19 protein-coding genes, 3 pseudogenes and 1 riboswitch are annotated in these 23,498 nt (G+C 57.5%); of the genes and pseudogenes, 7 read left to right on the top strand and 15 right to left on the bottom strand.

What is annotated here, in order from left to right; all coding sequences use genetic code 11:
* From MLPF_RS00910 to MLPF_RS00890, 5 genes and pseudogenes are all read right to left on the bottom strand, one after another.
* Positions 1-177, bottom strand: coding sequence for an SDR family oxidoreductase (locus MLPF_RS00910; RefSeq protein ID WP_236684812.1), 177 nt, complete (start codon positions 175-177; stop codon positions 1-3).
* 532 nt (positions 178-709) lie between these two features.
* Positions 710-1,192, bottom strand: a pseudogene (locus MLPF_RS00905) (Fpg/Nei family DNA glycosylase).
* 691 nt (positions 1,193-1,883) lie between these two features.
* Complete coding sequence (locus MLPF_RS00900; RefSeq protein ID WP_175266296.1) at positions 1,884-2,108, bottom strand: PE family protein; 225 nt, start codon at positions 2,106-2,108, stop codon at positions 1,884-1,886.
* A 683-nt stretch (positions 2,109-2,791) separates the two neighbouring features.
* A complete protein-coding gene (locus MLPF_RS00895; protein ID WP_156146929.1) occupies positions 2,792-2,929 on the bottom strand; it encodes a hypothetical protein in 138 nt (45 codons plus the stop codon).
* A gap of 181 nt (positions 2,930-3,110) precedes the next feature.
* Positions 3,111-3,293 carry a hypothetical protein gene (locus MLPF_RS00890; RefSeq protein WP_045842388.1) on the bottom strand — a complete coding sequence of 61 codons (183 nt, stop codon included), beginning with the start codon at positions 3,291-3,293 and terminating at the stop codon, positions 3,111-3,113.
* A 2,366-nt stretch (positions 3,294-5,659) separates the two neighbouring features.
* Positions 5,660-5,770: riboswitch (TPP riboswitch) on the top strand.
* On the opposite strand from MLPF_RS00890, the gene thiC reads away from it, so the two are divergent.
* On the top strand, positions 5,761-7,404 hold the full coding sequence (gene thiC / locus MLPF_RS00885) for a phosphomethylpyrimidine synthase ThiC (RefSeq protein WP_045842389.1): 1,644 nt from the start codon (positions 5,761-5,763) through the stop codon (positions 7,402-7,404). (Overlaps the previous riboswitch by 10 nt.)
* The gene (thiD, locus tag MLPF_RS00880) at positions 7,401-8,240 is read left to right on the top strand and encodes a bifunctional hydroxymethylpyrimidine kinase/phosphomethylpyrimidine kinase (protein WP_045842390.1); all 840 of its coding nucleotides are present in this window, start codon (positions 7,401-7,403) and stop codon (positions 8,238-8,240) included. The genes thiC and thiD overlap by 4 nt, the downstream gene beginning before the upstream one ends.
* Positions 8,241-8,899: 659 nt before the next feature.
* Here thiD and thiG read toward each other — a convergent pair.
* Genes thiG through thiO form a run of 3 tightly spaced genes read right to left on the bottom strand, consistent with a single transcriptional unit; the run spans position 8,900 to position 10,932 of the window.
* Positions 8,900-9,685: a thiazole synthase gene (gene thiG, locus MLPF_RS00875; protein WP_045842391.1), complete on the bottom strand. Its 786-nt coding sequence runs from the start codon at positions 9,683-9,685 to the stop codon at positions 8,900-8,902.
* Positions 9,678-9,902: a sulfur carrier protein ThiS gene (gene thiS, locus MLPF_RS00870; RefSeq protein ID WP_045842397.1), complete on the bottom strand. Its 225-nt coding sequence runs from the start codon at positions 9,900-9,902 to the stop codon at positions 9,678-9,680. Before thiS ends, thiG begins: the two co-directional genes overlap by 8 nt.
* A 7-nt stretch (positions 9,903-9,909) precedes the next feature.
* A complete protein-coding gene (gene thiO / locus MLPF_RS00865; protein ID WP_045842392.1) occupies positions 9,910-10,932 on the bottom strand; it encodes a glycine oxidase ThiO in 1,023 nt (340 codons plus the stop codon).
* A 154-nt stretch (positions 10,933-11,086) separates the two neighbouring features.
* Here thiO and thiE point away from each other — a divergent pair, with 154 nt between their 5' ends.
* Positions 11,087-11,794, top strand: coding sequence for a thiamine phosphate synthase (gene thiE / locus MLPF_RS00860; protein WP_045842393.1), 708 nt, complete (start codon positions 11,087-11,089; stop codon positions 11,792-11,794).
* 142 nt (positions 11,795-11,936) lie between these two features.
* Here the strand turns inward: thiE and MLPF_RS00855 are convergent, their stop codons facing one another.
* Positions 11,937-12,074 carry an NUDIX hydrolase gene (locus tag MLPF_RS00855; protein WP_193386709.1) on the bottom strand — a complete coding sequence of 46 codons (138 nt, stop codon included), beginning with the start codon at positions 12,072-12,074 and terminating at the stop codon, positions 11,937-11,939.
* A 30-nt stretch (positions 12,075-12,104) separates the two neighbouring features.
* A complete protein-coding gene (locus MLPF_RS00850) occupies positions 12,105-12,362 on the bottom strand; it encodes an NUDIX domain-containing protein (RefSeq protein WP_427901945.1) in 258 nt (85 codons plus the stop codon).
* Positions 12,363-12,630: 268 nt separating this feature from the next.
* On the opposite strand from MLPF_RS00850, the gene glnX reads away from it, so the two are divergent.
* Genes glnX through MLPF_RS00835 form a run of 3 tightly spaced genes read left to right on the top strand, consistent with a single transcriptional unit; the run spans position 12,631 to position 17,230 of the window.
* On the top strand, positions 12,631-13,950 hold the full coding sequence (gene glnX, locus MLPF_RS00845; protein WP_045842394.1) for a protein kinase G-activating protein GlnX: 1,320 nt from the start codon (positions 12,631-12,633) through the stop codon (positions 13,948-13,950).
* Positions 13,950-14,927, top strand: a complete 978-nt coding sequence (locus tag MLPF_RS00840; protein WP_045842398.1) for a glutamate ABC transporter substrate-binding protein — start codon at positions 13,950-13,952, stop codon at positions 14,925-14,927. The genes glnX and MLPF_RS00840 overlap by 1 nt, the downstream gene beginning before the upstream one ends.
* Positions 14,927-17,230: a serine/threonine-protein kinase PknG gene (locus tag MLPF_RS00835; protein WP_045842395.1), complete on the top strand. Its 2,304-nt coding sequence runs from the start codon at positions 14,927-14,929 to the stop codon at positions 17,228-17,230. The genes MLPF_RS00840 and MLPF_RS00835 overlap by 1 nt, the downstream gene beginning before the upstream one ends.
* A 2,093-nt stretch (positions 17,231-19,323) precedes the next feature.
* Here MLPF_RS00835 and MLPF_RS00830 read toward each other — a convergent pair.
* The 4 genes and pseudogenes from MLPF_RS00830 to fgd form a co-directional block, all read right to left on the bottom strand.
* Positions 19,324-19,461: pseudogene (locus MLPF_RS00830) on the bottom strand (acetate kinase); the annotation flags it as partial.
* A 462-nt stretch (positions 19,462-19,923) separates the two neighbouring features.
* Positions 19,924-20,139 carry a hypothetical protein gene (locus MLPF_RS00825; protein ID WP_082082288.1) on the bottom strand — a complete coding sequence of 72 codons (216 nt, stop codon included), beginning with the start codon at positions 20,137-20,139 and terminating at the stop codon, positions 19,924-19,926.
* Positions 20,140-20,413: 274 nt separating this feature from the next.
* On the bottom strand, positions 20,414-20,575 hold the full coding sequence (locus MLPF_RS00820) for a DRTGG domain-containing protein (RefSeq protein WP_156146927.1): 162 nt from the start codon (positions 20,573-20,575) through the stop codon (positions 20,414-20,416).
* A 697-nt stretch (positions 20,576-21,272) separates the two neighbouring features.
* Entirely contained in the window at positions 21,273-22,283 is a 1,011-nt protein-coding gene (gene fgd, locus MLPF_RS00815) for a glucose-6-phosphate dehydrogenase (coenzyme-F420) (protein ID WP_045842375.1), read from the bottom strand.
* An 86-nt stretch (positions 22,284-22,369) separates the two neighbouring features.
* On the opposite strand from fgd, the pseudogene MLPF_RS00810 reads away from it, so the two are divergent.
* A pseudogene (locus tag MLPF_RS00810) lies at positions 22,370-23,126 on the top strand (MBL fold metallo-hydrolase).
* Here the strand turns inward: MLPF_RS00810 and MLPF_RS00805 are convergent.
* Positions 23,115-23,486: a DUF3054 domain-containing protein gene (locus MLPF_RS00805; RefSeq protein WP_045842376.1), complete on the bottom strand. Its 372-nt coding sequence runs from the start codon at positions 23,484-23,486 to the stop codon at positions 23,115-23,117. The pseudogene MLPF_RS00810 and the gene MLPF_RS00805 sit on opposite strands and share 12 nt — an antisense overlap.
* Between the last annotated feature and the right edge of the window lie 12 nt (positions 23,487-23,498).

Below are 23,498 nucleotides of genomic sequence, written 5' to 3'. Positions count from 1 at the left end.
CTAGAAGAATCGCTTGGTCAACGGCGGCAGCAGCACACGCATCAGCTGTACCAGCGCCGCCCACGGCCGCCATGGCAACACGGCCCGACCAGGATCGCGTTCTGTCGCGTCGACAAGTGCCTTAACGTCAGTTGCTTTGTCTACCATGAACATTGTGTTCGCTGATTTGGTCGTCATCTCTGTTTATATGTAACCTTTTTCTACCACCAAGATCTTGATCGAGCCACTTGGGTATTCGGTGCACAACGATCCACCCAGTGAGCGTATTCCGACTTTGCTTGCGGCGGAATCCTTTTTAAGGCCATCTCCCTTTTGTCACTGAACACCGAGGATATGGGCGCCAGATGGTGCCCTAAGTCGCTTTTCGTGCACATATCCAGTGTGGTTTCTCTACACCAGTGAGGTCACCAAGTTGGTATCGACCGCCGCCAATGCGGGTTACTATACGGGCAATTCCCACCAGGATCATCACTGAGTTCGGAGAACACCTTCAGCACTTGCGCATGGTGGTGAAAGTCCAGAGCAGTAACAGCAATCTTAATGGCTATGATAGTTCATCTATACATCCCGTTCACCCTATCGACGCGAAGGGCACACAGTGCCAGGTCACTACTCGTGGAAGCGAGAGAATGTGCCATCCCAACGCACAGGACAGAACTGGCACTAGCGATGAGAATTTTCTGGTGAGTAACCCGGGGTGGCATATCGACTACTTAAGCAGCGGCGACATGCGCCAGTCGGCCAACACCTTGCCACCGGTCTGGAACGTTGAACAGTACTGAAAAGACCTGTACGAAAATGATACTTCATGCACGGTATCTTCTGAATCCGGGCACGACAAACCCAGTACGTGCATGAACCTGTAGCACGGATCGCTTCTCCTCTTTGAGCATGGCAGCACCCTGGCCAATGGATCTTCTGACTGCGCCGGACAGCATCGCTTCGTGGAGGGGATGAGCTGTTTCCGATAACTTCCCGGCTGCGGCGAACGGCGAAATCTTGGCAACATGCAGAATCTCGTCGCTGTAGGCATTGCCGATACCAGCGATCACCTTTCTGGTCGGTAATGATGGTCTTAATCCGACCGGTGTCGCCGACCAGAAGCCCCGCCAGGCCTCTCGACATTGACACCCAGAGCATCCGGTCCGAGACAGCAAGCCTGGTGAACTGTTTCGGGGTGGCAACCAACCAGGCAGATAGCTGCTTTTGGGTCCCGGCCTCAGTGAGGTCAAAGCCGGGCACCCTACTGGAGATACCCGGATTGATGCGCAGCGCGATCAGCCCTTGGCCCGGGCACAGCAATGCCGAAGTTAGCTTATCGGACCAACGTAACCAGCCTACGCGCGACAGATTTAGCGCTCAACACCATCGTGTCCGCCCGCAGTCCTAGCTACCTGCTCCACCGGTTGGCCCCCGACCACGGTGGTCTGGTCGCGCAAACGCGTCGATGGGCGGATCGAAGGTTTTCCAGCACGGACAGCGCGGCCACATCGAGACGGTCGATCGGCAAACCGACCGCGTTACGCAGCAAATAGTCGATTAACGCTTCGATCTCAGGAATTTCAGACAACCATTCAGTGTGTAGATCGTAGCGGCAAGCTACTAACGCCTCTACGCTGGCCCCAATGCGCCCGGTCGGCCAGCAAGCGTTCCCACCCTGCCTACGATGCCACCGTTGCCGAACAACAATCGGCCATATCCGCCGTTTTGCCCGGTACACAGGTGGCCATAGCCTCATTACCGGTCAGCGGGCGGCACAACAATGTCTGGGTCGGAACATTGATCACATTGAGCGCTTCTTGCTCTCCCATGTGCACAGGCAAGGCGTTGGCAGCCTTTGTGACGGCATACTGGCCCGCTTCACCACTCGTCAATTGCACGAACTAGTTATGGAACAACGCCGCTTGAGTGCTGAGTGCCTGATACGCCTGGGTGTGCATGACGAACAGCGCTGCCAGCGCAGCCGACACTGCGTTGCCACTCGTCGCAAGCGCACCTGTCGTCGGAGCCAGAGCCGCCATGTTGGCCAAGCTAATCGTCGAATAGACATTCGCTAAATCCGTTGCTAAAGAAGCTATGTACTCTGCCGTCATTACCAGAAAGGACATCCCGACTTCTGGTGACTGACCGACTCTCGCACTGTTGCATAACGGTGATCGCTCGGCAGGAAAAATTAGCCGACAAAGTACACCCGTAGTCTTGGCGACATCTTCGACCGGGCCTCGGTACGACCTCGACTATCTGACCGTCGCGTACCATCGGCTTATGCATCGAATTGATTGAGCCTAGTGAATACCAGCGTAACCGAATGCTGTTACTTACTCTGCATTTCCGATTCACGTCCTTCAAGTTACATTCGAGATGGGACTTGACTAGATTACAGATCGATGAGTCTGCCCCTTATCAAATACTGGCGATGATGTTTAGCCCGGTTCCCTGGTAGAACGAGCAGCCCGCGTTGGCGAAATCGGGAACGCCAGACAATTGCATCCCCGTGGTCGAGCACGCACAACCCCGGCTAGCGCATATAGAGCTGGGTGGGCACGGCCGATGCTGCGTTATGGGGCATGGGGCGGTCGGGTCAGGTTGATCTCGTCGGTGCGGTCAAATCTTTGCGGATCCTGGTTAGCCGATGCAAGACACAACCGTACCCTCTGCCCGGCGGCGACTGTGTGCTTACCGATCTCAACATCGGTGACTGCAAAGCGTGGTCCAGCCAACACTGGCGTTGAGAAAGAACTGCAGTAGTGTCGTCGACCGCTTCGATTTGGTCGGAGCCTAAATGTAGGGCTTACAGCTGTTCATGCTTACTTGACAGCGTCAGCACCGGACTAGCCAGCAGGTCTATGAGCACCTCGTACCAGGAAAAGAGCAGGTAGAACAGCAGCCCAGCTAGTTCGTTGGCTTTAACACTATTGGCTGTGATCAACCGGGTGAGGAGAGTCTAGTCCGCTGCCCGTAGTCGATTACCAGGACCGGATGATCTACTGTATGCTGGTTAACGTGTCTCGTGTTCGCGGCGCTCTGCCCGGGTGCATCGTTGAATTCGCCTGTGTTAGTGCCCGGTCGCGAGCGTCATTAGGATCGATCAATTGCGATGTCTGAGCAGTTTATTCGTCAAGCCGCCACTGAGCCAGCTCAGTGAGCAGCCATAGCCGCAGAAGCACGAGATCATTGGCATCAATGCTTGGAAAAACATCCAGCGGGGTTGGCACGGCAAAACCTCGATCATCGCCCCCGTCGGTGAACCGCAGCTCGGGGCCGGCGGTTAAGTTGCCGAAAACACCAACCAAAGCTTCCCTGCGAACTTCTGGTCAAAGATGTCGAGCAAGTCACTAGTATTACACACATCACATGCACAGTCGGTACAGTCCTTACAGCAAGGTAGAATCATGGCTGGCTTAGCACGACGTACCGGCATGGAATCCATTGCGACTGTCAAGGGGTTTGATCTCGACTGAAATCCGGTACGAAATACGTATGTTATCGAATTTGAAGTGCTGGGCATCAGTTTGCGTTCATGAGTACCCGCTGTCATAGTGATTAAGACGTGAAATCGTTTACATTTACGTTGTTCTCGCCGCGTCTGCCATCCGTTCATTCGAAAACGTCACACTTGACGAGCATGTCGATAATGTCGCTAACGGTTCCTAACCCGTTTGGCGATGGGTTCACCGCATGCAAGGCTATATTGCATAAATCAGTATTACACACTGCTCTAATCATTTTCAGTTCTGATTCGATCTGTTTACCCGGGTCGTCATCAAAGAAGTAGGTAACCGACACATCGAAAAAGTCAGCCAACGATTCCAGATGACACTTCATTGGATTGTCTTTGTCGGGCCGCGAAACGGCTACCATAGGTACGTCGGCGAGACACTCTCTCCCGTGACCACCTGGCGCGCCGTTGCAATCTCATTTTATTGGTATGCCGCTCCTCACTCGGCGTACGGACGATCTAGAACAACTTAATCGATCTTTTCGGCAAGCGTCACGGGAGGCTTCTCGCCGCCGGCAGTCATGGGGCACCTCACTTCCCAGGCCATGGACAAGATCGACAGGCTGGGTTTCCACGGCGCACAACCACATAGCAATCTCCTGCTGGGCCCGATTGGCAGCTGGTAGCTCACGAAACCGTTACGTCACAACCTCTAGCTCTTCCGAGATCCCTGCCTCTGCTGGCAGCAATCCCCCCCGGCACACTACCAACCGTGCGCATACCCTTCTGCGTGACGGTCGCAACTCAACGCTACAGTGACAGCAACCAGTCCATGCTAGTTGGCAAGACGGGCGATGCAGCTAGGCTGCTCCATGGGTTGTATGAACCGTTAGCCTGCTTCTGATTCACACGAGTTGGGCGCTCGTGAGAGGCTCACCGATCCGATATAGTTGACGGGTCGGCAATCATCCTCATGGGTCGAACCAGAACCCAAAGACATCAGGCCGTAGGGGAATACACGTTCATAACGTCATACAAAGCAAAGCACCGATGCAGAGATCGTACTGGGTAATTCTTTTGGGATGGTGAACAATGGCTAAATAGTAACCGGCATGAATAAAATCTTGGACATGACTTACAGATTGAAATCAACAATTCTCGGTAACAATTACTACGCGCCAAGTCACAGACGATGCACTGGGCTTCGCGGCTACCGGAAAGGACTCTTACACACCGTTTGGCACGAATTACGACACATTTGGCCGCTGGATAGCCATCGAAGGTAATGAGCTGGGGTGCAAACTTCACAATCCTAGTGACGACTGTGCTGGATCGGTCTTGTTGGACTTTAGTCCATAGAGTGAGCTCAGTGCTGGTGCGCTTGTCCGGCGATCCTGACATCGAACTCAACATTCATGCAATGAGGTACCGGATATCTCGTGCGGCTGAACAATGCCGTTAGCCGCCAGCAGTTGGTGTAAATGCTCAACGGAAGGGAAGCATTGCGCTTGCCACCATATTGTTTCAATTTCAGCGAAGGGAAACACTACATTTCTTATTTTGCAAGAATTATGCGATGTTCGTCAACACACTGCTCAACGAGCTACTGATAGCCCCGATGTAAAGCGGGTAGCTTTCATCTTAGGTTTTCCTTATTAGGCCTGGGCCAGTGTTGATATGTGCCACACGAAGAAGGCTCACGCCACGATGCGATCGCAACCGGACACATGAAATATTACCACACCACGGTGGTTAAAGTACTGAACCTAGCTTTGATATGGTTGCTCGAACGCCATTTATGTGGTTATGGGTTGTGGTGACGCTCAATCAAAGTAGTGAGGGCGCACCACATCAAGGACCTCGTGCTGCGTTTCGGATCGGGTTTCGTCCATCGCGTCAGCGAGATCGATTAGTAGCTTGCGGTGTCCAACACCGTGCCCTTCTCAGCCAAATATTTGTTCAGCCACCACGATCGCGCCGTGCACACCACCCGAAGTGTATACGAAACTGTGGCGACTCGAAAACAACTCCTTAGAGTGCAACGCATGATCGAGTAAATCCTTGATGCGCGCACGATCGTCTGCATACTTGTGCTACACAACAGTTTTTTAGTCGACAGCACCGCTTAATCGGCAGTTGCCATAGCGATGGGCTCGTCCGGTTCTGTATCTTTCGCGTATACCGACCACCGGAACACTGCGCTAGCATGGAGGGGCACAACAAAAACCACGCGGGAGCACACGCCAAGTGCGCTGAGAGGACGGCTCGGGGCCGTCGACCGTACGAACCTGATCGGGTAATGCCGGCGTAGGGAGATGAAAATGACTGAAAACTTGTCGGAAGCCAGTGCACCATCCATAACCACCGGACCGATCACTGGAAGTAGCAAGGTTTACCGAGTGGTAGCAAGCCCGGATGGCGAGTCTAGCCTGCGGATCCCGTTCCGCCGGGTGCATCTGTCCACCGGAGCCCACTTCGACCTTTACGACACTTCTGGACCCTACACTGATCCTGACGCGGTGATCAACATGACGGCTGGGTTGCCAGCGCGGCCCGGCGTAATCCGTGACCGTGGCACACAACTGCAGCGGGCCCGTGCCGGAGAGATTACTGCAGAGATGGCGTTCATCGCCGACCGCGAAGACATGCCCGTCGAGTTGGTGCGCGATGAAGTCGCCGCCGGCCGCGCGGTGATCCCTTCCAACCACAACCATCCCGAGATCGAGCCGATGATCATCGGTAAGGCATTTGCGGTCAAGGTCAACGCAAACATCGGCAATTCGGTGGTGACATCGTCGATCGCCGAGGAGGTCGACAAGATGGTGTGGGCCACCCGCTGGGGTGCAGACACAATTATGGACCTGTCCACCGGCAAAAACATCCACGAAACACGTGAGTGGATCCTGCGCAATTCGCCGGTTCCGGTTGGCACCGTGCCGATCTATCAGGCACTGGAGAAAGTAAAGGGCGATCCAACCAAGCTCACTTGGGAGATCTACCGCGACACAGTGATCGAGCAGTGCGAACAGGGTGTGGATTACATGACTGTGCACGCCGGTGTGTTGCTGCGATATGTACCGTTGACCGCCAAGCGGGTTACCGGCATCGTATCCCGTGGTGGGTCGATCATGATGGCCTGGTGTCTAGCCAATCATCGGGAGTCTTTCTTGTACACAAACTTTGCGGAGCTCTGCGACATTTTCGCGGGCTACGACGTCACTTTCTCGCTCGGTGACGGACTGCGTCCCGGCTCAATCGCCGACGCCAACGACGCTGCACAGTTCGCCGAGCTGCGCACTCTGGGTGAGCTGGCCAAGATCGCGAAAGACCATGGTGCACAGGTCATGATCGAAGGACCCGGGCACATCCCGATGCATAAGCTCGTGGAGAACGTGCGGCTAGAAGAGGAACTGTGCGAGGAGGCACCCTTTTACACGCTAGGCCCATTGGTCACCGACATCGCACCGGCCTACGACCACATAACGTCGGCGATTGGCGCGGCCATGATCGCCCAAGCCGGTACCGCGATGCTGTGCTATGTGACCCCGAAAGAGCATCTGGGGCTGCCAGACCGCAAAGACGTCAAGGACGGCGTGATCGCCTACAAGATTGCCGCGCATGCAGCGGATCTGGCCAAGGGGCATCCCCGCGCGCAGGAACGTGACGATGCACTGTCCACGGCACGGTTCGAATTCCGCTGGAATGACCAATTCGCACTATCGCTTGACCCCCCCACCGCACGAGAGTTCCACGACGAGACACTGCCGGCCGAGCCGGCTAAGACGGCGCACTTCTGTTCGATGTGTGGGCCGAAGTTCTGCTCGATGCGGATAACCGCTGATATACGGGCATACGCAGCCAAGCACGGACTCGACACCGAGGAAGCCATCGAGATGGGGATGGCGGAGAAATCGGCCGAGTTCGCCGGGCATGGCAACCGGGTGTATCTGCCGATAACGCAGTGAACTACCTGCCAGCACCGCCCCCGGGAACGACACCGCTACGGGTGCTGTCCATAGCCGGGTCGGACTCCGGGGGTGGCGCGGGAATCCAGGCCGATATGCGCACCATGGCGGTTCTGGGTGTCCATGCATGCACTGCGGTAACTGCGGTAACTGTACAGAATACATTGGGAGTCAAAGACTTTCACGAAGTCCCCGCCGAAGTTGTGGCCAGTCAGATCGAGGCTGTCGTCACCGACATCGGCATCCAGTCCGCCAAGACCGGTATGCTGGCGTCGTCAAGCATCATCGCCGCGGTGGCAGAGACTTGGCAGCGGCTCGAATTGACGACACCGCTGGTCGTTGACCCGGTATGTGCATCCATGCACGGAGGCACACTGCTAGCGGATGAGGCCATAGATTCGCTTCGTGATCAATTGTTTCCGCTTGCCACGGTAGTGACGCCGAACCTCGACGAAGTGCGTCTACTGGTGGGTATCGACGTGGTCGACACCGAATCGCAACATGCGGCTGCAATGGCCTTACATGCCCTGGGCCCACAGTGGGCACTAGTCAAGGGGGGACACCTACGGTCATCGGACCGCAGCTGCGACCTGCTCTACGGTAGCTCTTCCGTAGGCGTCACCTTCTACGAGTTCGACGCGCCGCGGGTGCAAACCGGCAACGACCACGGTGGCGGTGACACACTGGCGGCTGCGGTGGCCTGTGCGCTGGCACACGGATACACTGTGCCGGACGCAGTCGGCTTCGGTAAGCGCTGGGTCACCGAATGTCTGCGCGACGCCTATCCGCTGGGCCGTGGCCACGGCCCGGTCTCTCCCCTATTTCGGTGGACTTGATAACCCGAGCAAATCCACCGACAGCAGGAAGAAGGGAACCGTCGCCACCTGATAGCATTGTGGTGTTTACCCACTACGCTGGAGGAAACAGGGGATCACGACTGCTGAAACAAATGTGTGACGCAGCTAGCTGTATAACCTGGCAGAGCCAGCACACTCGCAGGCGGCAACGGTGTCAAGTAGTCGACGAAGAAGACTAGACCGTGTTGGCACACTACCCGACGGACCCCGCACAATGAATCGAACACTCCGTTCAGCGTTCGATCGCGTGTATCGCAGTTCAGCAGTTAACGGGAGAGGGCCACCGACTACCGGGAGATGGTGCGTTACCCGCGACAGCATGGCAGCCATCAGAAACGGGGTTTATCCAACGTCTTTGCTCCCGAGAGTGATCGTCAACAATGGCTCCCAACCTTCCAACTTAGCAATTTAAAGCGGGGCACTGTAATGATGGCTCGGCCAATACATGGGCGTGATGGTGCCAGAAAAGGTGACGTCAACAAGCTGCAGGTTGAGTCGCACGGCGACCAAATGCGGATTAGTGTCGTGCTGATCGACCTAACCCCCATGGCACGCCAGCAGCACGGGACCCGAACACCTGGACAGGACGCCACCGAACTATCCCAGTGCAACACACCGGTGCATCGCCGGCCGGAAGTTCAATTGCCCAACTTCTCAGCGGTCCGCATCAGCTCCGGGCTAGAAGCCTGAGCCCAAAAGCGTTTTGGAATCCTCCCGGCCCGGCGCGCAAGATAGCCGGCGGTCACAGCAGAGGCCATCGCGGCGGCCATGGCCGGAGGGTCGACGGCGCGAGTCACCGCAGAAGCCAAGAGCACAGCGTCGCAACCTAATTCCATCGCTAAGGCAGCGTCGCTCGTGGTACCGATTCCGGCGTCGAGCACCACCGGGACTCCGGCCTGCGCGACGATAATCTCGATATTGTGTGGATTGTTGATGCCGAGGCCAGTGCCAATCGGCGCACCTAGCGGCATCACTGCCGCGCAGCCAGTGCCCTCCAGTCGATGAGCCAGCGCCGGGTCGTCGTTAGTATACGGCAGAACTACAAAGCCCTCGTCAACCAATTGTTCTGCTGCCCTTACTAATTCAAGACCGTCCGGCAGTAGGGTGCGTTCGTCTGCGATCACCTCGAGTTTGATCCAGTTGGTGTTCAGCGCTTCGCGAGCCAGCTGTGCGGTCAACACCGCCTCTGCGGCACTGCGACACCCGGCGGTATTGGGCAGCGGCATGATGCCAAGCCTACTGAGCAGGTCAAGCAATCCGGTTCCACCACCAGCATCGACCCGGCGGATCGCTACTGTCGTCAGCTCGGTGCCTGAGGCGATCAACGCCTCTTCTAATATAGCCAAGTTAGCGGCTCCCCCGGTACCCATGATGAGCCGCGAGGCGAAAGTGCGGTTCCCGATCGTGAGTTTTGGTTCAACCACCTTGCACCGCCGTAACCACCTCGAGTCGGATCGGCTCAGACCTCTCAGTAACAGCGGGGAGCTCAGAAATTTTTGTTGCCCAGTAAGATCGAGGCAACACTGAGAAATCTACCGCCACAGCAATACCAATAGCCGGGAAGCCCAGCGACTCCAATAGTGCAGCAACGGTGGTTTGCTCGTTGACCTCGACCTGTCTCTCGTTGACTACGATAATCATAAGACGATCACGCTTGCGCTCCGACCGCAGCAAGTTCGAACATGATCTGCTCAGCTGTCCATGGTGCCAACAGAAATCCCGATCGGCCATGGCCGGCAGCTACCAGCGTACGGTTATCCAGGCGGTACACAAGTGGCAGGTTATCCGGTGTCGTTGGGCGCAGTCCAGCCGCGCACTCAGCCAGCTCGTACTCGCCCAACGCCGGTAGCACGGCACACGCATCGTCAAGCAGGTCACGCACTCCCGATGCGACCGGGGCGTTATCGCAACCGTGTTCGTACTGGGTGGCACCGACGACCACCCCGTCCGAACGCGGAATCAGGTACACCTGCCGGCCATGCACACGAGCTCGAATTACTCTCTGCAGCAATGACATACAACCAGTTCGCCAGCGCAAACGCAGCACTTCCCCTTTGACCGGACGTACCGGCAGGCCGGGCCAGAGCGCGGGAGCGCTAATGCCATTGGCAATCACTACCGCTTCTGCGCTGACACAGGACAGATCGTTCACCGGCGAAGCCCACCGCACCCCTAGACGCTCACAGTCCAAGCACAGCGCGGCGAGCAAGGCCCGGTTGTCCACTGCCAGTTCTGTCGGCGCCCAAAAGCCATGTCGGATGCCTTGTGCCAACAGGGGTTCGACGTCGCGGGCAGCTGATTCCCAGATCACCGGGTGGCCTTGCGCGGACAACCAGTCCGCAACCGTGCGTAGGTCAGCGACATCAGCCTGATCGACGGCCACCACCAGTGACTCACGTGCGGTAATAACCTCCGGAGCCAGCCTGTCGGTAAATCCACCTTGGCGCCATAGCCGTAGCGACCTCAGGCCCAGCTGCAACAGCCGTTCTTCACCGGGCCAGCCTTCGCTGTACGGGGCGAGCATGCCCCCGGCAACCCAGGACGCACCTTGCTTGCGGGTCCGGTGTACACGTACGGACCACCCGGCCTGCGCTGCGCGGCGTGCCACCGATAACCCGATGACACCGCCGCCGATAACGGCCAGCGACCCCGCGGGTGGGCCTGACGGCATCTTGAACCTCCCTTCGCCGGCATGGCCCGGATCAGGTGTGACGGTCAGGGCAGGTTCAGTCGCTCTGGCTGTGCCCACTCCCAGCCCCGCAGATTCGTACTCCCCGGGACTCCCGTGTACTTGAGTTCTTCGGATCTTACGCTAACGTCGTGGTGTGCAGGAGCCTCATCGGCAGCCCGCAATCTGTCTGTCCACCCGTCTCGCCAAGGCGCGGCTGTATCTATGCACCGACGCGCGACGTGAACGCGGTGACTTAGCCCAATTTGTCAACGCTGCCTTAGCTGGCGGGGTGGACATCGTCCAGTTGCGCGACAAGGGTTCGGTTGGTGAACAGCAGTTTGGCCCACTAGAGGCACGTGACGCGCTGGCCGCGTGCGAGATCTTCGCCGACGCGACGGGACGGCACGACGCCCTGTTCGCGGTCAACGACCGCGCCGATATTGCCCGCGCGGCGGGTGCCGACGTGCTGCACCTAGGACAGGGTGATCTGCCGCCTGACGTGGCGCGGCAGATCGTATGCCGCCAGACGTTGATCGGCCTGTCCACCCATGATCGGAATCAGGTTGCCGCGGCTGCGGCCGCCTTAGACGCCGGCCTGGTCAACTATTTCTGCGTTGGGCCCTGTTGGCCTACCCCAACCAAACCGGACCGCCCGGCTCCGGGCCTTGAGCTGGTGCGAGCCGCCGCCGAACTCGCCGGAGACAAACCGTGGTTCGCTATCGGCGGGATCGACGCGCAGCGGCTGCCCGACGTGCTCCATGCCGGTGCCCGCCGTATCGTCGTGGTGCGGGCAATCACCACGGCTGCCGACCCCCGAGCCGCAGCTGAACAACTCATTTCGGCGCTGCCAGCAACTAGCTGATCCGGTGACTCAGCTGCAAGGGTGCCTGATCCGCATCACCCGGCAGACACCGTATACGAAGACTCCCATCTAGATCTCCATGATGCCAGGCAGACTTTGCCGGCGATGATCGTCGAAACTGGCATCCGAGTCGACCGGGGCATCACTCCAGCCGTTGCCAGTTGGTAGCCAACCCGGGATTCAGCGGCAAGTCGGCCACCACGAAATCAGCGACATGGCCCAATTTGGCACTTTCCCGGTTGAGCACAATTATGTAGCAACCCGCGGGCATAAGCAACAACCATGGATAGATAAGGTAATAGTTAAGTCATTAAGTCCAAGTAGTACTATGCAGAACATAGACCTCGGCTCTTATCAGCATAACCCGTACAGCGAGTCGCTGCGCAACGAGACCGACTTCTTCGCGAGCTTCGCGGACCGCGGTCTCCTCGGGAGACTCGTGGCTATTCTGAGTGCCCCCAAGCAAACCCCAAGCACCGCCTTGGACTCCACGACGTCTGATGCTGCAGTAACACCGCGGGGGTTCCGTCGGGCAGCGGTGCTCGGAGCAGTAAACCAGGTGCGCCATACCGGCCCCAGTAGTGGACGCCGCGGGTTTGGGATACCACCCATCCGTCATGTTCGATCGGCGCGCATTCTAGGAATATGCAGGCACTACCCGCTCGGCGCCGGATGCGTGCCTGCGAACCGGCAGAACGACCACAGAGCTATACCGATCCCAATCGACCCAATTGGATCCGCCTTCCCCAATCCACGGCAACATCCTCCTAGAATTCGCTTCTAGATGTTCTAGACGGCCAACAAAAAATGTCGAAAGTAATGGGGTCGGAACAGACGTGATGGTTGAGCTGGTTCACCCGTCGACCGAGCCGTTAGGGTCTCGGTCGACGGGTGAACCAGCTCATCCACGCTGGTGGTTCATCTCGACCACACCGGGCCGCATCTTGACTATCGGAATCGTTTTAGCAGCTCTCGGCGGTCTCAGCGCGTTCGCTACTTCGACAACCATTAACCACCGGCAACATGTGCTGACTACTGTACTTAGCCACACCGAGCCGCTGTCGTTCGCGGCTGGAAAACTTTACACCACGTTGTCAGTTGCCGACGCCGCAGCGGCAACCGCATTCATCGCCCAAGCTGAACCGCGCACCGTCCGGCTGCGTTACGAACAAGCCATCACCGACGCCGCAGTGGCGGCAACCCGGGCGTCGAGCGGACTGACCGACACCCGGCTGGTGGAATTGCTGGGCCGGATCAACGCTGAACTGGCCGTCTACACCGGGTTGATCGAGATCGCCCGCACCAATAACCGGGAAGGCAACCCGGTCGGGTCATCGTACCTGTCAGAAGCATCGGGGCTGATGCAATCTACAATCCTGACCGCAGCACAAGAACTGTACCAGGAGACGTCGAACCGGGTAGATAGCGAAACCACCGCATCCACTCAAATTCCACTCCCGGTGATTCTCATCGTTGCCACTACCGTGGTCTTCGGCGCGTTATCCCACCGCTGGCTGGCTCGGCGCACCAGGCGTCGAATCAACCTCGGGCTAGTGGTGGGCGCGCTCTGCATTCTCGTCATGGTGATGTGGGTCGGAACCGCATTGACGATTTCCACGACCGCCAGTCGCAGCGCCAAAGACACCGCGGCCGAGTCGCTGAGAACCGTTACCAACGTCGAGATCACCGCTCAGCAGGCGCGAGCTGACGAGACGCTGTCGCTGATCCGGCACGGCGATGACGAAAGCCGAAAGAAAGCGTTCTACACCCGCATCGCCACCATGCACCAAGAGATCGGCCAGTACTTGTCACGCAGTGACACCGTAGACAAGGAAGACCTGCAAAACGTCGACCAGCTGCTGGTCCGCTGGCAGCAGGCGAATGATCGGATGAACTCCTACATCTCGGTAGGTAACTATCGGGCCGCCACCAAGGTTGCGCTGGGTAGCGGTGAGGACGACTCCCCCCCCGCGTTTGACAAGCTCGACGACGAGTTAGTCAAGACAGTGGACCAAAGCCGCACTCGCTTGCGCCAAGACATCCTGAGTGCGCACAGTGGGTTATCCGGTGCTCAAATCGGTGGCATAATACTCAGCCTGGGCGCCGCCATCGCGGTCGCCCTCGGCCTGTGGCCGCGGTTGAAGGAGTATCGGTGATGAAACGCCGGTCCAGGATCCAGTGCGCCTACAGTGTACTTGGCGCGGCGATGGTGCTGGTCGCTTGCAGCCATGCTGAGCTCCTGACGGTGGCAAGCATGCCAACGCTGCCGCCACCCACACCAGTCGGCATGGAGCAAGTACCGCCGACACCCTCACTGCCACACGACAACACCGAGAAGGACTGCGACCCGACCGCCAGCCTGCGCCCCTTCCCCACCAAGGCCGAGGCAGACGCTGCGGTGGCCGAGATCCGCGCCCGTGGCCGGCTGATCGTCGGGCTCGAAATCGGCAGCAACCTGTTCAGCTTTCGCGACCCGATCACCGGCGAAATCACCGGATTCGACATCGACATCGCCGGCGAGGTGGCGCGCGATATCTTCGGCACCCCATCACATATCGAGTACCGCATCCTGTCAACCGCAGAGCGCATCGCCGCGTTACAGAAATCGGAGGTCGACATCATCGTTAAGACGATGACGATCACCTGCGAGCGACGCAAGCTAGTGAACTTCTCCACCGTTTACCTCGACGCTAAACAGCGCATCCTCGCTCCTCGTGACTCACCAATCACGAAGCCATCCGACCTATCCAACAAACGAGTCTGCATGACACGCGGTACCACCTCGCTACATCAAGTTAGCGAAATAACACCATCGCCGATCATTGTGTCGGCGGAGAATTGGGCTGACTGCCTGGTGGCAATGCAGCAGCGGGAGATCGACGCCATCAGCACTGACGACGCGATCCTAGCCGGGCTAGTCGAAGAAGACCCCTACTTGCACATCGTCGGGCCTAATATGTCCGCCCAGCCCTATGGCATCGGGATTAGCTTGAACAACACCACATTGGTCCGTTTCGTCAACGGCACACTAGAGCGCATCCGTAGGGACGGCACTTGGAACACATTGTACCGAAAGTGGTTAACGGTCCTTGGGCCGCCGCCGTCCCCGCCCACACCGAGGTATGTGGATTGATGGCCGAGTCTATGAAGAAAGAACACCTAGACCACGACACCGAAGGCGTGGGCCAGGCCAACCAACGGGCAGACCCGCCGTCCGGCACAACGGAAGGGCCCTCGCAGGCCACCCAGGCGATATTCCGACCCAATTTTGATGACGACAATGAACTTCCGCCTATCTCTGTTCCCAGTACTGACACCAAGCCGCAAGACCGTATAACGCCAGCGAACAGAATACTACCGCCGCTCAAACAGCTTAGCGGCGGACTCGTGGAAATCCGCCGAGTGCGCGATATTGATCCACTTGAGGCCCTGATGACCAATCCTGTGGTGCCGGAATCCAAACGATTCTGCTGGAATTGCGGACGGCCGGTCGGCCGATGCGAGTCGGAGGGCCAGGAGGCTGATGGAGCCCAAGGAGCTAAGGAAGGCTGGTGCCCATACTGCAGCAGTCCGTATTCGTTCCTACCTCAGCTGAGTCCCGGAGACATCGTCGCCGGTCAGTACGAGGTCAAGGGTTGCATCGCGCACGGGGGATTGGGCTGGGTCTATCTGGCACTCGACCATAACGTCAACGACCGGCCAGTGGTGCTTAAGGGCCTGGTTCACTCCGGTGACGCCGAGGCGCAGGCGATCGCAGTGGCCGAACGGCAATTCCTCGCCGAGGTGGTGCACCCACAGATCGTTCAGATCTTCAACTTTGTGGAGCACAAAAACACATACGGGGATCCGGTCGGCTACATTGTCATGGAGTACATCGGTGGACGATCGCTGAAACGGGACTCAAAAAAGGGCAACGCCGAGAAACTGCCCGTCGCCGAGGCCATCGCTTACCTGCTGGAAATCCTGCCTGCGCTGAGCTATCTACATTCCATCGGCTTGGTCTATAACGACCTGAAGCCGGAGAACATCATGCTCACTGAAGAGCAGCTCAAATTGATTGACCTAGGCGCGGTGTCGCGGATCAACTCGTTCGGCTGCATCTATGGCACACCCGGCTATCAGGCGCCAGAGATCGTACGTACTGGCCCGACGGTGGCCACCGACATCTACACCGTGGGCCGCACACTTGCGGCGCTCACGTTGAACCTTCGCACCCGCAACGGCCGCTACGTGGACGGGCTGCCCGAAGACGATCCAGTATTGACCACTTACGACTCTTTTGCCCGATTGCTACGCCGTGCCATCAACCCCGACCCGCGGCGCCGCTTCAGCTCCGCCGAGGAGATGTCCGCGCAGCTGATAGGTGTGCTGCGGGAAGTGGTCGCCCAAGACACTGGGGTACCGCGGGCTGGCCTGTCAACTATCTTTAGCCCGTGCCGCTCGACGTTCGGTGTGGACCTGCTGGTAGCCCACACCGACGTGTATCTAGACGGCAAGTTGCATTCGGAGAAGCTCACCGCCAAAGATATCGTTACGGCACTGCAGGTTCCGCTGGTTGATCCGACCGACGTGGCTGCCCCGGTACTGCAGGCTACGGTGCTCTCCCAGCCGGTGCAGACACTGGACTCGCTGCGCGCAGCCCGGCACGGCATGCTGGATGCTCAGGGTATCGACTTGGCTGAGTCGATTGAACTGCCGCTGATGGAAATCCGTGCGTTGCTGGACCTGGGTGATGTGGTCAAGGCCAACCGGAAACTCGACGACCTGGCCGATCGGGTTGGCTGGCAATGGCGGTTTGTCTGGTATCGGGCTGTCGCCGAGCTCCTCACCGGCGATTACGACTCGGCCACCAAACATTTCACCGAGGTGTTGAACACCTTTCCCGGCGAGCTGGCACCCAAGCTTGCGCTGGCCGCTACCGCCGAGCTGGCCGGCGAGAGCGATGAGCACAAGTTCTACCGTACGGTGTGGCGTACCAACGACGGCGTGATATCAGCGGCTTTCGGGCTGGCGAGATTCCAGTCGGCCGAGGGTGACCGCACCGGCGCGGTGTGCACCCTTGATGAAGTGCCGCCTACCTCGCGCCATTTCACCACCGCGCTCCTGACCAGTGCGGTGACATTGCTGTCCGGCCGATCAACGAACGAAATCACCGAGCAGCAGATCCGTGACGCCGCCAGGCGAGTGGAGACGCTGTCGCCTACCGAGCCGCGTGTGTTGCAGATCCGCGCTCTGGTCCTGGGGGGCGCGATGGACTGGTTAGCCGATAATCAGGCCAGCGCGAATCACATCCTCGGTTTCCCGTTCACGAAACACGGATTGCGACTAGGTGTTGAAGCGTCACTACGCAGCCTGGCCCGAGTCGCGCCCACCCAACAGCACCGCTATACTTTAGTGAATATGGCCAACAAAGTGCGGCCCACTAGTACATTCTAGTTCTAGTGAGTGTTTCAGGCTGGGATCGTGCATCTAGGCCACGGATTCCAACCGTGGAGTTACCGTGCCAACACGCACTGGACTCTCTTAAGGCGCGAGGTCTTGTTTTCGGTAATCTCAGGACTCCACTTGTAGGATTGCAACTTTTCGTGCATCTAATTCCAGAAGCTCAGGAGTAGACGGTGGTTAGGGGGATGCCTTCCGGAGCTGCTGCGCCGTTGAGTCAAGTGGTCACCGAACTGCAAGCGCAATTCTGGGGTCCGTCGGCGGTGTAGATGCATGAGGAGGCTAAGCCGTTTCTGAGGTGGCTGTTGGGTCTTATCTTGCAGATCGTCGAGACCCACAAACAGACCTCGCACCTCTATTAAAATTTTAGCTACGGCGTATAACACTCATGGCAGGTCACGGTGGTGTTGGTGGGTGAGTTGTGATTGTGATCGGTGTAGTGCCGGTCTTGGGAGAAGCAGTGGCTATAACGTGGTGAAACATAAGGAGGTCCGTGATGCCGAGAAATCATCATCCCAACATGTTTTGCACCAGAATCGCGAAGAAAATTTTATACCTCATATATTCCTGTCCGACAGCGGGGCTGACGGTATCCATGGTGGATGCTCTTGCTTGAATACTATTGTCGTCAATCGAAAGATCGCTCACGAACGTCCAGTCATTCATGGCACCCGTATGCACATCGCTGATGTATTATCGCTCCTTACGGAGGGAAATCCGAAGTAGAGACTATTCCCACCTAACCGCTGAAGACATCAAGTATACTTTCAGTATGCGGTGGCGCAGGCCGATCACGCAATCCGGATTGGATCGTAATCTGTGTATTTTCTGATCGATACGCGACCTCCGCCAGTATTAAGCTCAGATAGCTCACTGTACATGGTCACGTCTAGGAGCATGCGAACGACATCAGACTGGGCAGTGTATCAGATCGACATTCTGGCGCTATGCCATAGAGTACGACGTCGTGCTCGTCACAAAAGATTGGGGGATTCTCTGACATACTCCTCCTAAAAACCAATATTTCCTTCGTGGTGTGGATCCGTGTCGGTAACACGCTTCACTAAACTACTGCTTGAATGGTTTGAGTCGATGATTGACCGGAGCGCTAAGTTGGAGAATACAGACAACAGTATTATCGAATTGCGTTGAAAATTATGGCTTTAGGTAGTGTCAGCGACACTCAAAAATTCATCAATCCTGTTCCGCAGTCGAAATCATACAACACAGTCCCTGTACCCAAGTTTTCTACTCCAGTTTTCACGAAAGTGAAGAAAGAACATATGAAGATTTGCTAACAATTAAATTTGTCCACTTAGACAGTAGGATAAGTCTTACGTCTATCGAGATGACAAACTTCGATATGTCATTAAAATCCCAATAAATCTGGCGATACTTTGCTTCTTATATACATGTGGTCTTCGGCTTAGAATTCCTCGAAACCTTTACGTTGACGATCTAGTCTAAGATGAGCTAAAGTCACTATCCGGTCCGCTTCTTAGTTAAGACCTTACGAGGAGTGAGTTCCCCACTTTACGTGGTTCTATGACCGCTGGCCAGATGCTAAGCAGGCATATCGCGTCTGAGCTCGGCGAGCACTACCCCTGTACCCGACGACTCGCCAGCGTGAAGCTCAACGAAAACCGGCGCGGTCGTGCATTACCCTCCTACCTAAGATAGGCATTCTAGACAAGCCTAACGAGGCGCCACCAACCCTTATGGAAGTCACTGCACTCTTCGATGCTACCATGCCTCCGCCTACGAGAGCGGAAACTGGCACTCCTCGGCACAGATTCCTCATCATTTTATGACGATCCCAGACGCCTCCTGGTCGACGAGATCGCCGAATCCGTCAGCGCAGTAACCGAACTCGACAACTCGTACAAGTAACGTCTTATCCGCCGAGCAGCGTGAACAACACGCTTAGACTTCTCATTAGGAATTCCACCTTACGTGCGAGCACGTGCCCACAGTCACGAATGATAGCCAGTTTTTCGTTGGTTGGCACCACCAGCACAGCAATCGTGAGCTGTCCTGAGCAATGCGCACAGTCCTCCAAGCTTTGTTCCTTGATATAGATTTCAGTCCTAATCCAACATGCTGCCGAATCCCACCATGCCGAGCAACGCATCCCCGCGCAGGTGCGCGTCATTTTCGCCGATCCCTGCGGTGAGCTTCACCGCAGGGATGTGCTCCAGCGTCGCAAGATCGGTTCCGATGTACTTACATAACCGGTGCTATGATAAACATGCCGTACGTCAATTATGCTGATCTGTAACGTGATTCTATCATCGTGTGTAGCCGAGCAAATAGTGCTCTCCGGCCAGCACGCCGGCACCGACCGGTGATTGGGCATGTACTCGATCTCATCGACAAACCGATTGAACCGACGCGCCACAAGTAGCTGATGACGCTGGAATCTATATGCATCACTGCGAGTGATAATAATCAAATCCTCCAGCGGAGATAGGACCATGGACGCATCGAGCAGCCGACTGACAGCGATCTCTCCTAGGCCAAGGTACCGTAAGTTTCAACACAATTTGATTAAGACTGTAGTATGATCTGTCCAGGACAGCGGTGACCTGCTTGCTTACGTATTGATACAACGGGCCATGAAATCCATAGCAGCGAATCTACTATCGCTCAGCCAGCCGACGATCAATGGCGTAGGTCGCAACCACTGGTTATAGATCATGAAAGAAAACGTTGGCGAACATCGTGATACGCGGAATGCTGGGCGGCAACTTCCGTGTCACTTCGATTTCTTTCACCACAGACGTCTTATGCAGCGTAGCCAAATGGGACGACTTTTTAATCTCAACGACAAGCGCACCATTCAACAGTGTCGGATGGTGGAACGCGTTGCCGTCGTAAACCACCCGATGCCCGACCGTCACCAGCCTGCAGTTCTGTAGGTCAACACCTGATTGAGCTTGCTACTGCAAGCAATAGGTGACCATCGGCAGTATGGCAGCGGGCGGGATCGAGATGGCAAACTGGGTCAACAGGTCTGCGCCATCAACGTGGACGGTCCATCGGTGCCAGTGCCGATCAGTCTTGCGCTGCGCGGTTGCCTTGAGCCGGTTGCGAGTCGAGACGGCTACCCTGGCCCTCTCGTAGGTACCCAAGGTGGGTGATGATGATCGGCAACCGCAGCCCGCAGTCCCGAATCAGCTACACGATCAATGGCTGCAGTTCGAACTCACCGTTTAAGATGATGCACGAAAACTCCGGAAACCCTTCGGCGAAATGGGAACTGGTTATGGCAAGCACCACATCAGAGCAGTCACCGGGTGTAATTACCACCATCCCGTCACGCTGCCGTTCCGGCAACATGGTCGGCGGGTTACCCTGGCGATTAACACGTCGGTAACCGCGCGATCCCACAGAGGCACGTCACCGCTAATTGGCTTCCCGGTTACGGCCATCTTCAGTTCGATAACGATCGGGACCGCCAGCAATAACGTGTTGTGCGGCATATAGATAGCTAGGCGGGGCAAACACGCGCAGTGCCTCGAGCACGTCCTCAAGTTGTACCGATGGGCCACCACCATCGAGGCGTGGGCACGCTGGGCGGACAGTCCCTTAGGCACACACCGACAACACCGACGAGGTCGTCGGGGCTGTGGGCATTGGCACTCACCGCGAACAGAACAGGCGCGCCTTGGTTGACCACGATGCGTACATTGACCGGCCACGAAATCGATCCCACTCCCAAGTCAAGGTAAGCGGTTGCTGACAATCACGACAGCGTCGCATGCCTCGACCGTCGCGTGATACTGCCGGTAGGTAACGCCGGAGCACCTGCTAATAGAGTAAGCTCGCGGTGGTGTGAGCCAATAGTAGTTCCAGGACGTAAATAGCGTGCGTCATCGATCCGAGTGATCGGCTGAAACATGCCCACTTTGGCGATTGTGGTGCGCACGTAGGCCCCAGGATCGTCAACTGACACTGATTCATTGCGATCGTCGCCTTGACGGACACCAGTTTGGGTGCGGCGAGGCAGGTCACAGGATTAGGTGCCCGCTCGCCTTCAGCCCAGCTGCCGCAGCCGGGGCGCCAGGTCTTTCTCAAACAACTCGAGAAACCGACGCTGGTCATGGCCGGGCGCATGAAACACCAGATGGTTAAGGCCCCACGTCACGTATTGGCCAACCCTTGCTACGGCTTCATCAGGATCCGACACCACGATCCAACGCTTGGCAACCTGCTCAATCGGCAGTGCGTCGGCGACCTTCTCCATCTCGATCGGGTCGTCAATGCTGTGCTTCTGCTCGGCGGCCAGCGATAGCGGCGCCCAGAACCGGATGTTGGACAGGGCCAGCTCGGGATCGGGATCATAAGACATCTTGATTTCGATCATCTTGTCGATGTCGTCGGCATCTCTGCCAGCCACTGCTGCCCCTTCTAGGATAGCAGGCATCAGCTTTTCGGTGTACAACTCCTCCCCCTTGCCGGAGGTGCAGACGAAACCATCGCCGGCGCGGCCGGCATATTTGGCCACCTCCGGGCCGCCCGCGGCAATGTAGATTGGCACACCGCCTTCGGGTACGTCGTAAATCGACGCACTTTTGAGTTGGTAATAGTCGCCATCGAAGTCGACACGGTCACCACGCCACAGCTCCCGCATCAGCCGCACGGATTCACGCAGCCGGGCGAACCGCTCCTTGAACTCCGGCCAAGCACCCTGATACCCGGTGGCGATCTCATTCAGCGCTTCACCAGTGCCAACTCCGAGAAAGACCCGGTTCGGATAGAGGCAGCCCATGGTGGCGAAGGCCTGCCCGATAACGGCAGGGTTGTAGCGAAACGTTGGGGTAAGTACCGAAGTACCCAGCAGAATCCGGTTAGTGCGTTCACCGACTGCAGCCATCCACGACAATGAGAATGACGCGTGCCCACCCTGGTGGCGCCACGGCTGGAAATGATCGCTGACGGTGACGCTGTCCATCCCGTGAGCTTCGGCGGCAACCCCGAGTTCGACTAGTTCACGCGGCGCGAATTGTTCAGCTGACGCCTTGTATCCAAGTCTCAATTCAGCCACTCGTTCTTTCTACTCCTGGTGACGATCGCAAGCGCAACCGAGCCGGGCGCAGCAGGTAGCCACGCATCAGACTTAGACTCTCCGACATGGCAACGGTGACTCTCTTCCAGGTCACCGACTCGGTGCATTTTGCTCATGGCAGCGCGGCGAACTGGGCGCTGACTGCCGATAACACTGGCGTCACGTTGATCGACGCCGGCTATCCCGGCGACCGCGACGACGTGTTGGCTTCGCTGCGCCAGCTTGGCTATGAGGCTGCCGACGTGCGTGCCATTCTGTTAACCCACGCGCACATCGACCATATGGGTTCAGCAATCTGGTTCGCCAGTAAACACCATACTCCAGTGTATTGCCATGCCGACGAAGTCGGACACACCAAACGGAAGTACTTAGAACAGGTCCCGCTCCTCAATATCGCGATGCGCATGTGGCAACCCCGGTGGGCGATCTGGTCCGTTCACGTACTTCGTAGTGGCGGCCTGATCCGCGACGGTATCCTGACTGCCCAGCCACTAACTGCGGAGACGGCCGCCGGGGTACCGGGTCACCCGATGGCTATTTTCACTCCGGGGCATACCGGCGGGCATTGCTCGTATGTCGTCGACGGCATGCTGATCAGTGGTGACGCACTCATAACCGGCCATGCGCTGCTACGTCACCGTGGACCGCAGCTACTGACGACGGTGTTCAGCCCATAGCCAGCAGCAGTGTCTGCGCAGCCTAGACGCACTGGGCCTTCTGGAAACTCACATCCTGGCGCCCGGCCACGACGGGCTATGGCGCGGTCCCATCCGCGAGGCCACGGAAGCGGCGTTGAAACAAGCCGGAGCGCTAACGCGCTGAGTGATGCCTCAGGATCAGGCCAACGGCAGCACGCCAACCAAGGAACAATGCCGCGGTAGCCGGCGCGGCTACTGCCATGAAATTCACGGCGGCACCCGCGGAACTAACTTTGCGCAACGCCATGCCGGCCACCACGGTGCACAGCCAGACAACGACGCCGGTGGGAAAGACAGCCGTGGGCCGCTGCCAGCCACGAGACACCAGCCACCCGATAACCGTTCCGGTAAGAAACGGCCACAAAGTAGCCGCAACGCCGGTGACGGTGAGGCCTTCGGCATGACTGCAGCGCCCGACAGCGCAGAACACCAACACGGCAACGATGTCGGTAGCTAGCCATGCCAGGGAGCGCCTCGGTTGCATGCGGCAAGATTA

It is taken from the genome of Mycobacterium lepromatosis (genome assembly GCF_000975265.2).
Lineage (GTDB): Bacteria > Actinomycetota > Actinomycetes > Mycobacteriales > Mycobacteriaceae > Mycobacterium > Mycobacterium lepromatosis.
Note: the sequence above shows the minus strand (reverse complement) of the source record. Positions and strands in the feature narration are given on the sequence as shown.